The organism is Nocardia sp. NBC_01503 (assembly GCF_036327755.1).
In the GTDB taxonomy this organism is placed as follows: Bacteria; Actinomycetota; Actinomycetes; order Mycobacteriales; family Mycobacteriaceae; genus Nocardia.
On sequence record NZ_CP109596.1, the window covers coordinates 7,005,808 to 7,020,791 of the forward strand.

At 66.4% G+C, this 14,984-nt stretch carries 12 protein-coding genes; 10 read left to right on the top strand and 2 right to left on the bottom strand.

The window, feature by feature from the left end; genetic code table 11:
• Positions 1–154: 154 nt before the first annotated feature.
• A complete protein-coding gene (locus tag OHB26_RS32105) occupies positions 155–1,195 on the bottom strand; it encodes an Lrp/AsnC family transcriptional regulator (protein ID WP_330180999.1) in 1,041 nt (346 codons plus the stop codon).
• A gap of 126 nt (positions 1,196–1,321) precedes the next feature.
• Between OHB26_RS32105 and OHB26_RS32110 the strand changes: the two genes are divergently transcribed.
• From OHB26_RS32110 to OHB26_RS32150, 9 genes are all read left to right on the top strand, one after another.
• Positions 1,322–2,662, top strand: a complete 1,341-nt coding sequence (locus OHB26_RS32110; RefSeq protein ID WP_330181000.1) for an MFS transporter — start codon at positions 1,322–1,324, stop codon at positions 2,660–2,662.
• The gene (locus OHB26_RS32115) at positions 2,649–3,857 is read left to right on the top strand and encodes a M20 metallopeptidase family protein (RefSeq protein WP_330181001.1); all 1,209 of its coding nucleotides are present in this window, start codon (positions 2,649–2,651) and stop codon (positions 3,855–3,857) included. Before OHB26_RS32110 ends, OHB26_RS32115 begins: the two co-directional genes overlap by 14 nt.
• Before the next feature lie 228 nt (positions 3,858–4,085).
• A complete protein-coding gene (locus OHB26_RS32120; protein ID WP_330181002.1) occupies positions 4,086–5,564 on the top strand; it encodes a sulfatase-like hydrolase/transferase in 1,479 nt (492 codons plus the stop codon).
• A 135-nt stretch (positions 5,565–5,699) separates the two neighbouring features.
• The gene (locus tag OHB26_RS32125; protein WP_330181003.1) at positions 5,700–6,407 is read left to right on the top strand and encodes a hypothetical protein; all 708 of its coding nucleotides are present in this window, start codon (positions 5,700–5,702) and stop codon (positions 6,405–6,407) included.
• Between the two features lie 98 nt (positions 6,408–6,505).
• Complete coding sequence (locus tag OHB26_RS32130; protein WP_330181004.1) at positions 6,506–7,960, top strand: sulfatase-like hydrolase/transferase; 1,455 nt, start codon at positions 6,506–6,508, stop codon at positions 7,958–7,960.
• A gap of 181 nt (positions 7,961–8,141) precedes the next feature.
• Positions 8,142–9,665, top strand: coding sequence for an ABC transporter substrate-binding protein (locus OHB26_RS32135; RefSeq protein WP_330181005.1), 1,524 nt, complete (start codon positions 8,142–8,144; stop codon positions 9,663–9,665).
• A 4-nt stretch (positions 9,666–9,669) separates the two neighbouring features.
• Positions 9,670–10,611, top strand: a complete 942-nt coding sequence (locus OHB26_RS32140) for an ABC transporter permease (RefSeq protein ID WP_330181006.1) — start codon at positions 9,670–9,672, stop codon at positions 10,609–10,611.
• Positions 10,608–12,392, top strand: a complete 1,785-nt coding sequence (locus tag OHB26_RS32145) for a dipeptide/oligopeptide/nickel ABC transporter permease/ATP-binding protein (RefSeq protein WP_330181007.1) — start codon at positions 10,608–10,610, stop codon at positions 12,390–12,392. Before OHB26_RS32140 ends, OHB26_RS32145 begins: the two co-directional genes overlap by 4 nt.
• The gene (locus tag OHB26_RS32150) at positions 12,389–13,192 is read left to right on the top strand and encodes an ABC transporter ATP-binding protein (RefSeq protein WP_330181008.1); all 804 of its coding nucleotides are present in this window, start codon (positions 12,389–12,391) and stop codon (positions 13,190–13,192) included. The genes OHB26_RS32145 and OHB26_RS32150 overlap by 4 nt, the downstream gene beginning before the upstream one ends.
• Here OHB26_RS32150 and OHB26_RS32155 read toward each other — a convergent pair whose 3' ends face one another.
• Entirely contained in the window at positions 13,193–13,921 is a 729-nt protein-coding gene (locus tag OHB26_RS32155; protein ID WP_330181009.1) for an alpha/beta fold hydrolase, read from the bottom strand.
• A gap of 205 nt (positions 13,922–14,126) precedes the next feature.
• On the opposite strand from OHB26_RS32155, the gene OHB26_RS32160 reads away from it, so the two are divergent.
• Positions 14,127–14,984 carry an enoyl-CoA hydratase-related protein gene (locus OHB26_RS32160; protein ID WP_330181010.1) on the top strand — a complete coding sequence of 286 codons (858 nt, stop codon included), beginning with the start codon at positions 14,127–14,129 and terminating at the stop codon, positions 14,982–14,984.

A 14,984-nucleotide genomic window follows, 5' to 3' on the forward strand; every position in this document is an offset into this window, starting at 1 on the left:
CTATCCCTTCGGGTCGAGCACTGCGCACCGGCAGGCCGCAAGTATCTTCTTGTGCATATATGTGAGTGTGCAGCGACTTCAATTCAGCTGCGGACAGACCTTTTTAACACGACTTGGCATCAGCGGAAACCGGTTCACCTAAGTTCTTAAGAACTTATGATTTATCCGCCGACCAGGTCTCGGGAGCCACCATCGGAACCACCCCGACGGCACGGCCGTGCTCATCGAGGAGTCTGCCCATGCGTTTGACGTGCCGCAGGGACAGTGCCACATCCAGTATTTCCAGATCGTGGACCTGATCGGCGAGCGAAGCCTCGAGGCGGTGGATATCCGCCGCCGACCGCAGCCACACCGACAGCAGCAGATTCGCCCGGCCGCCGGTCACCGAGGAACACGAACGAGTCTCGGGCAGTCGGGCCACCTGCGTGGCGACCCGATCCAGATCCGCGGGGCGCACCCGGCACCACAGTGATGCGCTGATCGGCCACCCCGATACCGGCTGCGCCACCTCGCAGCGGGTGACGATGCGCCCACCGGCGAGCATGGCGTTCACCCGCCGGCGCGCGGTCGAGGTGCTGACACCGGCCGCGGCGCCCAGTTCGGTGAAACCGGCGCGAGCATCGAGTTCCAGTGCCGCGTAGAGCCTTTGGTCGACCTCACTGAGCGGGCCACCGCTTTTCGGCTCGGTCGCCGGTCGCGAGGCGAGAATACGATCACGCTGCCCGGCGTCCAAGGTCCGCAATCGCCACCGACTGCCCTCGGTGTAGACCGCCGTCAGCACATGGGTCCGGCAATCACGAACGCCACGGATGGAACCCAGCGAGGTGAGCACATAGGACGACAATTCCGCCAGGTTCGGCGTGAAGACGGTGAGCGACAGATCGCCCTCGCCGGTGATGTGCTCGATGGTGGCCACCCGATGGTCCGCGCGCAGCGCCTCGGCCACCGCGCCCGCCTTGCCCGCCGCGCAGCGCACATAGATATTCGCGCCGACCAGATCCCACTCCCACGGGGTGCCCGGATAGACCGAGGTCCACACCAGGCCGAGCGCGGTGAGCCGCTCCCATCGACGGGCCGCGGTGACCGGATCGACGCCGAGCACGCCGCCGATCAGATTCCATGACGCGCGGGGGTTGAGCTGGATCGCATTGACCAATTGCAGCTCCAGCTCATCGAGAGTGAACGATTCCTGCATCAGTACTCCTGATATCGCCAATTTCATGTGCATCAAGCAGAACATTCGAAACTGAACGATAGCCTCCTCGCACCGTTGCGGCGGCCGGAACCACGGCCGCCAGCGGGCCGGAAGGAACCGAGGCAGATGAGCGAACCAACCAGCACCGCAGCGCCCGCGCCGGGCGCTCGCCCCGAGCCGCGGGGCGGATTGCCGCGCCGCGAACTGGCCGCGGCCACCGTCGGCGGCATTGTCGAGTCGTTCGACTGGACCGTCTATGTGGTCTTCGCATCGTTCTTCACCGCCGATCTCTTCGGCTCCGATTCGCTCGGTGCGAGCATCGTCGCCTATGGCGGTTTCGCGGTCGGCTTCGTGGCCCGCCCGATCGGCAGTGTGTGCTTCGGCCGCGTAAGCGATTCCCGCGGAAGGCGTTTCAACCTGCTGCTGTGCATGTCGATCATCTCGGTGGCGAGTATCGCCATCGCACTGCTGCCCACGGCGGCGACGATCGGCGTCTGGTCGGCGGTGGCGCTGGTCGCACTGCGCATCGTGCAGGGCCTGGCCTACGGCGGTGAGGGTCCGACCGTCGCCGCGTACGTCGCCGAGACCGCACCGCGCCGGCATCGATTCCTGTTCAGCGCGATCTCCTACGGCGGCATCATGATCGGCTCGATGCTGGTCTTCCTCACCGTCGCGATCTTGAACGCGACGATCGGCGAGCAGGCGCTGCGGGCGGGCGGCTGGCGGTGGGGTTTCGTCGCCGGTGGGCTGCTCGGCGTGCTGGCCCTGTGGATTCGGGCCTACGCACCGGAGAGCGGCGAGTTCGAGGGCGACCGCGCGAGCGATGCGACACGCTCACCGGCGATCGCCACGGTGTTCCGCGAGCATCGCCGAGCGCTGCTGACGATCTTCCTGTTCACCCTCGGCGGCACCGTGACCTATTACTTCGCACTGGTCTATCTGCCGAAGTTCGCCGCGGCGGCGGGTGTGGCCGATACCGCGTCGGCGACCTCGTTCATGACCGTCGTACTCGTGGTCGTACTGGTCGCCATGCTGATCATCGGAGCGCTCGCGGACCGCTTCGGTGTGCTGCCGATCATGCGAATCACCTTCGCGTTCAACGTGATCTGCGTACTGCCGGTCACGCTGGCGATGGTCCGGGGCGTACTCCCGTTCGAGCTCGCGGCGATCGCGCTCGGGCTCGGCGCGGCCGGTTTCTCCGCGGTCGGCAGTGTGCTGTGCGCACTGCTGCTGCCCGCGCAGGTGCGTGCGGTCGGCGCGGGTCTGGTGTCCACGGTGACGGTGGCCGTCTTCGGCGGCACGTTCCCGATGGTCGCCGAAGCGCTCGGGGCCGCACAGCTGCGCTGGGTGGTGCCCGTTTATGTCTTCGCGGCGGCGCTGGCGCTGCTGGCCGGAACCCGCACCGTCACCGAGGTCCGACTCTTCACCGAGAACTTCCAGAAGGAGCCCAACCATGTCCATTCGTGAGGATGCCACCGCCCTGCAGGGCGATCTCGTACAGCTGCGGCGCGCCCTGCACCGCGAACCCGAACTCGGTCTGGAGCTGCCGCGTACCCAGGAGAAGGTGCTGACCGCCCTGGACGGCCTCGGCCTCGAGATCGGCACCGGGCAGTCGCTGTCCTCGGTGACCGCGGTGCTGCGCGGCGCGCGTCCCGGGCCGACGGTGTTGCTGCGCGGCGATATGGACGCGCTACCCGTAATCGAAAGGACCGGACTGGATTTCGCCGCGCAAGCCGACCGCATGCACGCGTGCGGACACGACCTGCACACCGCCATGCTGGCCGGTGCGGCACAGCTGTTGAGCGCCCGCGCCGATCAGCTCGCCGGGAATGTGGTCTTCATGTTCCAGCCCGGTGAAGAGGGCTATGACGGAGCCGGGACGATGCTCGCCGAAGGCGTGCTGGACGCCTCCGGAACCCGTCCCGTCGCCGCCTACGCATTGCATGTGATCAGCCAGCAGCTGCCCGCCGGCGTTTTCGCCGCGCGGCGCGGACCGTTCCTGTCCGCGGCGGATACGGTCCGGGTGACCGTGCACGGGGTCGGCGGCCACGGATCGATGCCGCATCAGGCCGGAGACCCGATCCCCGCGGCCTGCGAAATGGTGCTCGCACTGCAAACGATGGTGACCCGGCGCATCGATATCCATGATCCGGTGGTCATCACCGTCGGTGCGCTGCACGCCGGAACCCAGGACAACATCATTCCCGAGCAGGCGTACTTCGAAGCGACGGTGCGCTCGTACTCTCCCGAATCACACGCTCGCGTGAAGGATGGCTTCCTCCGCACGGTGCGCGGTGTCGCCGCGGCCCACGGCCTGACCGTCGAAATCGACTATGCCGAACTGTATCCGGTGACCGTCAACGACGATCGGGAGACCGAATTCGCCGCCGACACCGTGGCCGAGATCTGCGGTCCGCGCCGCTGGGCCTGGCAGGACCGCCCCGGGTCGGGTTCGGAGGACTTCTCCCGTGTCATCGCGGAAATCCCCGGCGCGATGATCGCCCTCGGGGCGACCCCGCCGGGCATCGACGCCGACAAAGCTCCGATGAACCACTCCCCGCTGGCCGTATTCGACGAATCGGTGCTCGCCGACGGTGCCGCACTATACGCCGAACTCGCCGTCCGCCGTTTGGCTCTACCAGCCCCCCAGCTATGTCCCTAGGTACATAGAGATGACACATTCCGGTCGACCACGCTACAGGCCCGATGGTGCATTACGGGGCAGTTTCCGCGCGATTTATCTAATTTTCCGGTTCGCAAAACTTGACTCTTGACACTCCACCGCTTCCCCGCGATTGTTCTCATAAGTTCTTACGAACATAGAGACCCACGGTTCCCGCCTTCGCGGTCGCGAACCGGCCGCACCCGCAACAGCAATCGAAGGACTCCCGTGCCGCGACGACCGAACTTCGTGTTCTTCATTCCCGATCAGCTCCGGGCCGACGCCGTGGGCGCGTTCGGCAACGACGTGATCAATACCCCGCACATCGACGCGCTCGCCGCCACGGGTACCCGCTTCACCAATGCCTTCGTGCAGCATCCGGTGTGCTCGCCGAGCCGGGCCTCATTGTTGACGGGCTGGTATCCGCATACCGCCGGGCATCGCACGCTCACCCACCTGATCCAGCCCGATGAACCGAATCTGCTTCGGATTTTGAAGGATTCGGGCTACCACGTCGCCTGGCCAGGTATGCGCGGAGACACCTTCGCCCCGGGCGTGACGGAGCTGAGCGCGCACGAGTACGGCTTCTCCGTCGCGCCGAACACCGGCTACAGCGGCGACTACCCCGAAGGCGTCTGGTCGCGACTGTTCTACCGCGGCAAGATATCCGGCGACGACCTCATCGATCCCGACGAAGCCCTCATCCGCACCGCCGAACAATGGCTCGAGAATCCGCCCGACCAGCCGTGGGTGCTGTTCCTGCCGCTGATCGCACCGCACTGCCCGTTCCAGGCCGAGGAGCCTTGGTTCTCCCGGCACGACCGCGCCGCCATGGCCGATCCGGTGCCCGCAGGCGATCCGGCCGGTGAACCTCGTTTCATGCGGGCCATCCGCGAATCCTACGAGATCGGCGAGGTGACCTCGGCACAGTGGCGTGAGGTCGTGGCCACCTACTACGGGATGATCGAACGTCTGGACAGCCAACTGGGCCGGATCACCGCCGCGGTCGAGCGGGCGGGTGCGGCGCAGGACACCATCACACTGTTCTTCGCCGACCACGGCGAGTATCTCGGTGATTACGGGCTCATCGAGAAATGGCCGTCCGCCATGCACGACTGCATCACCCGCGACCCGCTCATCATCGGCGGCGGTGGCCTCCCCGGTGGGGGAACCTGTTCCGCCATGGTCGAACTCATCGATGTGCTGCCGACCGTGCTGGAACTCGCGGATACCACCGCACCGCACCGGCACTTCGGCCGCAGTCTGCTGCCGCAGCTGCGTGATCCCGCGCTGCCGCATCGCGAATTCGCCTTCACCGAAGGCGGTTTCACCATCGAGGAAGAACAGCAGCTGGAGCGGCCCGCGTTTCCCTACGATCGCAAAGGCGAACTCCAGCACGCGGATCCGACACTCGTCGGCCGGGCCGTCGCGGTGCGGGACCAGGACTGGACGTATGTGTGGCGGCTCTATGAGCAGCCGGAGCTGTACGACCGCCGCACGGACGCAGACGAACTGATCAACCTGGCCGGGCAACCGGAGTACGCCGATATCCGGCAGCGCATGCACGAGGCGATGCTGCGCTGGATGGTCGAGACCTCCGATGTCATCCCGTTCGCAGTGGACCCCCGCTTCCCGCGGGTGGATCTGCCGATTCCGGGTGACATGCGGCCGCCACGCCCGGATCGAACGAATTCGAGGAGGACGTGACGACACACCTGTGATGCACGGCGGAACCCATCCGCCATACGGACGAACACATTTCATTACCAGCGACGTCCTGCCAGACGCCTGGTTTTCACAGTAGCGCCGGAACAGCGCTACTGAAAACGAAAGACCGAATAGATGAGAAGGATCACCTCCACGGCCATCCTGTTGGCCGCGGCGATCAGCGTCGCCTCCGGAACCTCCAGTGCCACACCGGATTCGGGCTCGACTGCGGTCAACTACACCGCTACGCCCGGCGAGCGGTCCACCGTCATCACCACCGATGGCGGCGCGCTCGCGGTGCGGGACGGCGTCTTCACGATCACCGCCGCCGACGGCACCGTCCTGGCGGGCACCGAATTGTCCTTTCGGGTCGACGATTTCGTCTTCCCGATCCAGGCCGAGATCAAGGACCACACCGCCACCCTCACCCCGCAGTTCGACACCGAGCACGCCGTCTACAAGCCGGTGGCGCTGCCCTATGAGAATCAGGCTCCCTGGCGCACGGAATACGACCGTGAGCAGGCCGCTTGGGCGCGCATGGGCTCCACCATCCAAATGGGTGCCGGTATCGGCACTCTCGTCGGCAGCCTCGGCGGCGCCGCCGTCGGCTGTCTGCTCGGTGGTATCGCGGGCGCCACGGTCGCGGCCGCGGCCATCATCGGCCTGTTCGGCGCCTTCCTACCCGCGGCCGCCATCGGCTGCATCGGCGGGGTCATGGCGCTGGGCGCTCTCGGCACTCTCGCGGGCACCCTGCTGATCGCGGCCCCGGTCGCGATCATGGCCGCGGTGCAGTACTTCACCACCATCAACCAGCCCGCCCCGAAGCCGCAACCGGCCAAGTAACGAGCACGACAGTTCCGTTCCACCGTGGCAATCCATGGATTCCACCGAATCGATGGATTGCCACGGCCTGGAACCCAGCGACCGAATGCGAGATCGAGATGAATCCCGCAGCACCCAATATCATCTGGCTCTACTGCGATGAGCTCCGCGCCGACGCCTTGGGCCCCTACGCGGACTCGGCAGCGGGGCCGGGGTTTTCACCGCGCACCCCGGCAATCGACGCGCTGGCCGAGAACGCGGTCGTCTTCCGCGAATGCTTCACCAACTCCCCCGTCTGCGTCCCGGCGCGCACCGCCATTCTCACCGGGCAACCACCGGAACGAACCGGCGTTTACCACAACGAGGCCTATGCCGACGGATTCCCGATGCCCGCCGGACTGACGACCTTCCCCGAGGTGTTCGCCGGGCACGGCTATCGCACCGCCAGCTTCGGCAAACACCACGCCCCGGCGGCGCTGACACCGTGGCAGCACACCGATTCCACCGGTGGTGGCATGCGTGACCCGTTCAGTGCACACGATCCGGCGGAGCTGGACATCCTCACCACGCCGGGCACCGGATTCATAGTGGCGGGCACGGTGCCGGAAGGTGGCCGGTATCTACCCGAGCGGGTTACCGATCACACCGTCGACTGGATCGCCGAGCACGCCGACACGCCCTTCCTGGTCCGCGCCTCGTATCTGCAACCGCATACGCCCGTGATCGTGCCGCACGAGTTCAGTGCCATGCGCGATCGGGACGACGGGCCCGGCGGCGCACCCGCACAAGAGGTTTCGAGTCCGTTCGAAGCGGCGTTCGCCGATGTCAGTGGCGGACAGGGGTTGTCGGCCGCGCAGCAGCGGCGAGCCCGCTCGGCATATCACAACCTGGTGAGCTGGATCGACAGCCAGGTCGCACGGATCGTGGCCGCATTGCAACGCGCGGGCGTCGCCGACCGCACCGTCATCGTGCTGACCTCCGATCACGGCGCGCATCTGGGTGAGACCGGCGCGTTCGGCAAACACACCTTCGCTCCGCAGGCGCATCGAGTACCGCTGATCATCGCCGCCCCCGGTTTGGCACCCGGCCACCGCGAGGACCTCGCCCAGTCCATCGATCTGGCCCGAACCCTGTTCGGGCTCTGCGGAATCGACGCTCCGGACAGTTTCGGTGGCCGCGATCTGTTCGTCGATCCCGCACCGCGGGCCATCTTCGCCACCATCGGCTTCGGGGCGGTGTGGAGTACCGCGTTCCCGAACAAGATGTATGGCAGGTATCCGGGCGGGCACGCCTGGCCGAGGCGGTCCTGCGTACGCACGGACCGCTTCCGTTTCGATATGACAACCCGCGTCGATGGTCGCGCGCCCACGCCCGAAGAGGAGGAGCCTTTCCTCGCCGACCGTGCGGCCGACGCCGCCGAGCGCACGAATCTGGCCGAGCACCCGCGATACCGGTCCATGGTCACCCGGCTGCGCGACATGGTTCGCGGAAATGCCCGGGGCGCTGTGGAAATAGAGGACGCCGTGCTGCTCGACCTGTGCACCGCAGCCCTACGCCTACATCGACCTTCATAGATTCTGAGGAATCTATGAAGTTGGTAAAAATGTTCGATAATCCACACATATTAAGCTTCGTATGTACATACTCCATCGGAAGGCAGGACAGGCCGGAGAGCCGCCCTCCGAGCAGACCTACCGATTGATCGGCCTGCTGGTCCGAACAAGCCTAGAACATGACCTCCAGGAGAGTCCCCCGTTGCGCAAATCCCGAATCTTCACCGTCGCGACCGCGGTAGCGATGGCCGTCACCGCACTGGCCGGCTGCGGCCAATCCACCCAGGGCGGCGTCCCGGACGACACCCTGACCCTCGCGACCGCGTCACCGCTCGGAAGTTTCGATCCGGTCAAATTCGACGTCGGACCCGGAAAGCCCTACTGGCAGGCCGTGTATGACACCCTGCTCCGCCAGGACGCCAACCGGAACGTCATCCCCGGAATGGCGTCGGCATTCAGCTACGATCCGGCGCACACCACCTTGACCCTCGATCTCCGCAAGGACATCCGGTTCAGCGATGGCGCGGCCTTCGACGCGAATGCCGCGAAGGCCAACCTCGCACGCTTCACCTCGACGCCGGGGCCGAACAGCGCCACGGGCGAGGCCATCACCGGAATCGACGCGGTTCGCCCGGATCAGCTCGTGCTGCACCTGTCGGCTCCCGACCCCGCACTACTGCCCAACCTCGCCTCGGCACTCGGCACCATGGTCTCCCCGGATGCGTTGTCCAAGGGCGGATTCGACCAGGTCCCGGTCGGTTCCGGCCCCTACCTGTACGACTCCGCCGGCTCACAGCCGGGCACCACGGTCTTCCGTCGCAACAGCGCCTACCCCGACGGTGCGCAGTACCCGTTCGATCGCCTCGAACTCGTCGCGATCAGCGATCCCAATACGATCCGCAACGGTCTCACCACCGGGCGGCTGGACGCGGGGTCGTTCGTCGCGACCGACGCGTCGAAGCTGCAGGCGGCCGGATTGTCGACCGTCCAGGTCGCCAACGCGTGGAACGGCCTGATCCTGGCCGATCGCGCCGGCACCATTCAGCCCGCACTGGGTAAACCCGAGGTTCGCCAGGCGATCAATATGGTCGTCGATCGGGACCTGTTCCGTACGCTCGCGCCCGGGAATCCGCCTGCCACGACCCAGATCTTCGCGCCCGGCTCCGGCGCGTACGACGAACAGCTCAACGCGGCCTACCCGCACGACGTGACCAAGGCCAAGGAGTTGATGGCCCGCGCCGGTTACCCCGGCGGTTTCGCGGTCACCATGCCGGATATGTCCTCCTTCACCGGGAGCCCCGCCCTCAATACGGCGCTCGATATGCAACTGGGCGCCATCGGGATCACCGTCACCTGGGAAAAGGTCCCGCCCACACAGCTTTTGACCTCGATGACCTCGGGCCGCTTCCCGATGTTCTTCATGTCGCTCGGCATGAAATCGCCCTGGGAGGATCTGCAACTGTCGGTGCTGCCCGCGGCGGCCTGGAATCCCTTCCACGTATCCGAGCCCGAACTCGCCGCACTGATCTCCGCCGCTCAACATGCCGAACCGGGCACGGCCCAGGATGCCGCCTTCCGGGCAGTCAACCGCCAATTGGTGCAAAGCGCTTGGTTCGCACCGATTTTCGGCGCGGAGACGGTGTGGGCGTCGGTCGCCGGAGTCAAGATCGAACGGCAGGAGCGCGGCTATCCCGATCTGGTCCGGTTCCAGCGCGCGGGGAGCTGATCACGTGGCTGTACTGCTGTGCAAGCGTGCGGTGTCCGCGCTGTTACTCCTCATCGCGGTCACCACCCTCGCGTTCTTCCTGACAAGTCTGGGCGGCACCGATCCGGGTCGCAATATCCTCGGTCCGGGGGCCTCCTCGGAGGCGGTGGCCGCCACGAATCACTCACTCGGAGTAGACCGTTCGCTGCTCGTCCAGTACGCCGACTGGGCGGGCGGGGTGTTCCGGGGTGATCTCGGGCGGTCGTATATGAGCAATCAGCCTGTCAGCCGCGAGCTTTCGACCCATCTGCCGGTGAGCATGAGCCTGATGGGATTGAGCCTGACCGTGGTCGGAGTAGCAAGCCTGCTGCTCGCTGTGCTGGCGGCCACCGGCCGCGGCCGGGCGGACCGGCTCGTCCAGCTGATCGCACTGGCCGGGCACGCCGTACCGGGCTATCTGCTGGCACTGCTCCTGCTCACCGCGTTCGCGGTGCACTGGCAGATCTTTCCGGTGCTCGGCTATGTGCCCCTGAGCATTTCGCCCGGACGATGGCTCTCGGGCATGGTGTTGCCCGTCCTCGCGGTCTCGCTCTCGGGGATCTCCGGGGCGCTGCTGCAAGGTCGTGGCGCGCTGCTCGATGTGCTGGACGCGGACTACATGCGCACCCTGCGCTCGCGCGGAATCTCGACGCGAGCGCTGTTGTGGCGCCATGCGCTGCGCAATGCCGCTCCCCCATGGTTGACCGCGATGTCGCTGGGCGCGGTCGCCATGCTCGGCGGTTCCTTCATGGTGGAGAAGGTGTTCGCCATGCCGGGGCTCGGCACGCTCGCGGTGAACTCCACGCTCGCCGGCGACCGCCCGGTGCTCATGGGCCTGGTGGTCCTGACCGCGGCGATGGTCGTACTCGTCAATCTCCTGACCGATCTGGCCCAGCTCTGGCTGACTCCGAAGGCACGCACGATATGAGTGAAAACAACACGCCCGGACGGACTCTCCGCGCCACCCGGCTGCGCGCGGTACTCACCAACCCGCTCGCCGCGACGGGTCTGTTCCTGCTCGCGGTGGTGCTGGTCGCATTCATCGCCGCCCTTGTCATCGGATGGGTCGATCCACACAGTCCCCTCGACGCGAACCTGCGCAATCTCAACGCACCGCCGGGGAGCCCCGGACATCTGCTCGGCACCGACAATGGTGGACGCGATGTCTTCGTGCGGTTGGTGTTCGGGACCAAATCGACCCTGTTGAGCGCGGCGATAGCGCTCGGCGTCGCGATTGCGCTCGGCGTGCCGTCCGGTCTGATCGCGGGGTACTACGGTGGCCGGATCGACCTGGCGCTGGACTGGTTGTCCAGCGTGATCCTGGCACTGCCCGCACTGCTGGTATTGATGGCGATCATTGCCGGACTGGGCAATTCGACCTGGATCACCATGAGCGCGCTGGGCACGATGATGACGCCCGCGGTATTCCGGGTGATTCGCGCGCAGGTCAACGCCATCCGGTCGGAGCTCTACATCGACGCCGCGAAGGTCGCCGGGCTGCGCGATGCGCGCATCATCGCCCGGCATGTGCTCGGCGTGGTGCGCGGGCCACTGTTGCTGATGCTGACCGTACTGTCCGCGATCGCGATCACGGTCCAGACCGGGCTCGACTTCATCGGTCTCGGGAACGCCTCGATCATCACCTGGGGTGGCATGTTGAGCGAGGGCTTCAACGCGCTCTATCAGAATCGGCTGCTTTTCCTCTGGCCCGGGCTGGCGGTGTCCACGACCGTGACGGCACTGTTCCTTTTGGGCAACGGGCTTCGGGATGTGTTGCAGCACAGCGATACCCGGTCCGCGGCCACGCGCGGTGCGGGGCGGCGGCCACGCGTGGCCCTACCGGTCGCGCCCGCGGATCCACCCGCTCCCGAGGAGGTGCTGTCCGTTCGAGAACTTCGAATCGGTTATCCCGCCGCCGATTCCGAGCCGGTCGAGGTGGTTCGCGGTGCGTCGCTGACGCTGCGGCAGGGCCGAATCATGGGTCTGGTCGGCGAATCGGGTTCGGGCAAGACCCAAACCGCCTTCGGGGTGCTCGGCCTGCTGCCACGTCAGGCCCGGCTGCTGTCCGGGCAGATCTGGTTGAACGGAGTGGATCTCGAAACACTCCCGCCGGGCCGGCGTGAGCGTGCGGTACGCGAGTCCGTCGCCTATGTGCCGCAGGAGCCGATGTCCAATCTCGATCCCGCCTTCACCATCGGTTACCAGTTGACCGAACCGCTGCGCGCCCGCGGGACAGGCCGTCACGCGGCCCGCGAGCGTGCGGCGGATCTGCTGTCCCGCACGGGGATAGCAGATCCGGATCGAGTGATGCGGTGCTATCCGCATCAGATCTCCGGTGGTATGGCCCAGCGGGTATTGATCGCCGGAGCGATCTCGACCGAACCGCGCATCCTGATCGCCGACGAACCCACGACGGCGCTCGATGTCACGGTGCAGAGCGAGATCCTCGATCTGCTGCGTGAATTGCGCGCGGAACTGTCCATGTCGATCCTGCTGGTGACGCATGACCTCGGTGTCGTCGCCGACCTCTGCGACGACGTGGCCGTCATGCGCTTCGGAGAGATCGTCGAAACCGGTTCGGTGACTGCGTTTTTCGAGAATTCGGCCCATCCGTACTCGCGCGAGCTGCTGGCCGCCGTCCCGGATGAAGACCATATCCGCGCCGAGTACACCGACGTGACGAGCGAGAAGGCCGGTGCCGAACGATGAGTCTGCTCGAGATCGAAGACCTGACCGTCCGGTTCCCCGGGCGTGGTTGGCGCGCGGCGCCGTTCACCGCGGTCGACGGGGTGAACCTGGATATCCGCCGAGGTGAGACCGTGGGCCTCGTCGGCGAATCCGGTTCGGGCAAGACCACCGTCGGCAGGGCCGTGCTGGGCTTGACGCCGGTCGCGGGCGGGACAATTCGATTCGACGGCGCCGAGATCCAGCAACTGAGCCGAGAACAGCGGCGACCGCTCGCGGCCCGCATCCAAGTGGTGTTCCAGGATCCGTACAGCTCACTCAACCCGACGATGAGCGTGTCCGACATCCTCACCGAGCCGCTGCGGGCAGCGGGCATACCACGTGTCCAGGCACGCGCTCGCGTCACCGCACTGCTCGACCAGGTCGGGCTACCCGATGATGCGGCGGACCGCTATGCGCGCGAGTTCTCCGGCGGGCAGCGTCAGCGGGTCGCCATCGCGCGAGCACTGGCCCTGGACCCGGAGTTGGTGATCTGCGATGAAGCGGTATCCGCGCTGGACCTCTCGACCCGGGATCGAATTCTGGCCCTGCTCATAGAGATTCAAGAGCGCACCGGCGTCGCCTACCTCTTCGTCGCACACGACATCGCGGTGGTACGCCACATCAGTCACCGGGTCGCGGTGATGCAGCAGGGCCGGGTGCTGGAGTTCGGCTCCTGCGCGCAGGTGACATCGGAGCCCGCGCACCGTTTCACCGGCGAACTGCTGCGGTCCTCTCTCGTCGCGGACCCCGAACGCCAACGCGAGCGCCGCGCCCGCCGGTGATCAGTGGTTGCGGGCGGCCCGCTCGATCAGCCCGGCGATCTCGGCGGGCTTGCTGAGCATGGAGGCGTGACCGGTCGGCAGGGTGATGATCCGCTCGTGGTCGGTGATCTGGGCGGCCATCTGACGTTCCAGGTCGGGGTGGATCATCGCATCGTCGGCCGAGACCTGGTACCAGGTGTTGGCGCGCAAGGTCTCCCATGCCGGGACCTGATCGCCGGCACCGGCCAGGGACAGCACCGAGGTCGGCTTCTGGACCGCGGCCAGCACCGCCGCCTCCTCTGCGGTCAGATCGGCGCAGAAGTCCTGGTGGAAGCGGGAGCGGTCGACGATGAAATCGGGGGCCTCGGCCGAACCGATGTTCACCAGGTCCGCGCCGCTGGGCAACTCGACCCCGAATTCCTGATTGATCGCGAACGCGGACTGCCCGCTCTTGGGCGCGTACGCGGCCACGAATACCAGCCCGGCCACCTGCGGGCGACCGGCACCGGCCTGGCTGATCACCGCACCGCCGTAGGAGTGCCCGACCAGAATCGTCGGACCGTCCAACAGCTCGAGATCCCGGACAACGGTGGCCACATCGTCGGCGAAACTCCGCAGCCCCAGCTGGCTGGCGACCACACTGCCGAATCCACCGGCCCGCAGGATCTCGATCACCTTGCTCCAACTCGAGCCATCGGCCCACGCGCCGTGCACGAGAAGGACATTCGGCAGTTCATGAGCATTGGTCATCGTGTTCTCTCCTTGAGGTCCAGATTCCGGCTACCGCCACAATTCCGCCCGACCGGTCTCAACGTTCACTGAACGTTTGCCAAACGCGCAGCTCAGTGCGGCGCGCGTACATCCGTTCGGCCGCACACCGATGCCGCACGCGCACTGCCTATGCTGATGCGTTGAGAGACTAGAGATTCCATTTGCTCAACGACGGGATTCCGGGATGACCATCGACGATTCGAATTCTGGGGGCCTGGCCACCTATTCGACCATCACCTACACCGTCGCCGAGGCGATCGCGACCATCACCTTGAATCGGGCGCACGCCCGGAACGGATTCACCCTCACCATGGCCGATGAGCTCGGCGCCGCGCTGACGGCCGCCGATCGCGACGACGAGGTGCGGGTCATCCTGCTCACGGCGGCGGGCGACTACTTCTGTGTCGGAATGGATTTCGCCGAACCCTCGATCGGCGATATCACCGATCCGGAGTGGGATGAGCCCTCGACCCGGGTAGTCCGGCCGATCACGAACTCCGATAAGCCGGTGATCGTGGCCTTCCAGGGACCGGCCGTCGGTGTCGGCGTCTCCATGACACTGGCCGCGGATTTCCGATTGGCCAGTGACCGAGCTCGATTCGGGTTCGTCTTCGCGCGGCGCGGCCTGTTTCCCGAGGGCGGGTCCACCTGGTTCCTGCCGCAATTGGTCGGGCTGGCCAAAGCCAAGGAGTGGATGCTCACCGGTCGCCTCATCGCTGTCGAGGAGGCGCTCAGCGCCGGTCTGATCACGAGCGTGCACTCCCCCGACGAACTACTCCCCGCGGCATACGCTCTGGCCCGGGACCTGGCCGTCAATATCGCCCCGACCTCGGCCGCGCTCATCCGCCGCGCCCTGGTGGCCATGACCGCTCACGGCGACCCCGAGGCCGCCTTCGCCCTGGACCGGAAGTCCATTCCACACGCCTCCACCAGTCCCGATCTGGCCGAGGGTATTTCGTCGTTCCTGGAGAAGCGCCCGCCCCGATTCACCGGCGTCGCGCGCACCGACCTGCCGGAGTTGGCCGAGTGGCTGCGGTCCTGA

Excerpts from the sequence above, each read along its gene's own strand:
- OHB26_RS32155 (WP_330181009.1), bottom strand. The coding sequence starts at position 13,921 with ATGACCAATGCTCATGAACTGCCGAATGTCCTTCTCGTGCACGGCGCG.
- OHB26_RS32125 (WP_330181003.1), top strand. The coding sequence starts at position 5,700 with ATGAGAAGGATCACCTCCACGGCCATCCTGTTGGCCGCGGCGATCAGC.
- OHB26_RS32105 (WP_330180999.1), bottom strand. The coding sequence starts at position 1,195 with ATGCAGGAATCGTTCACTCTCGATGAGCTGGAGCTGCAATTGGTCAAT.
- OHB26_RS32150 (WP_330181008.1), top strand. The coding sequence starts at position 12,389 with ATGAGTCTGCTCGAGATCGAAGACCTGACCGTCCGGTTCCCCGGGCGT.
- OHB26_RS32160 (WP_330181010.1), top strand. The coding sequence starts at position 14,127 with ATGACCATCGACGATTCGAATTCTGGGGGCCTGGCCACCTATTCGACC.
- OHB26_RS32115 (WP_330181001.1), top strand. The coding sequence starts at position 2,649 with ATGTCCATTCGTGAGGATGCCACCGCCCTGCAGGGCGATCTCGTACAG.
- OHB26_RS32145 (WP_330181007.1), top strand. The coding sequence starts at position 10,608 with ATGAGTGAAAACAACACGCCCGGACGGACTCTCCGCGCCACCCGGCTG.
- OHB26_RS32110 (WP_330181000.1), top strand. The coding sequence starts at position 1,322 with ATGAGCGAACCAACCAGCACCGCAGCGCCCGCGCCGGGCGCTCGCCCC.
- OHB26_RS32130 (WP_330181004.1), top strand. The coding sequence starts at position 6,506 with ATGAATCCCGCAGCACCCAATATCATCTGGCTCTACTGCGATGAGCTC.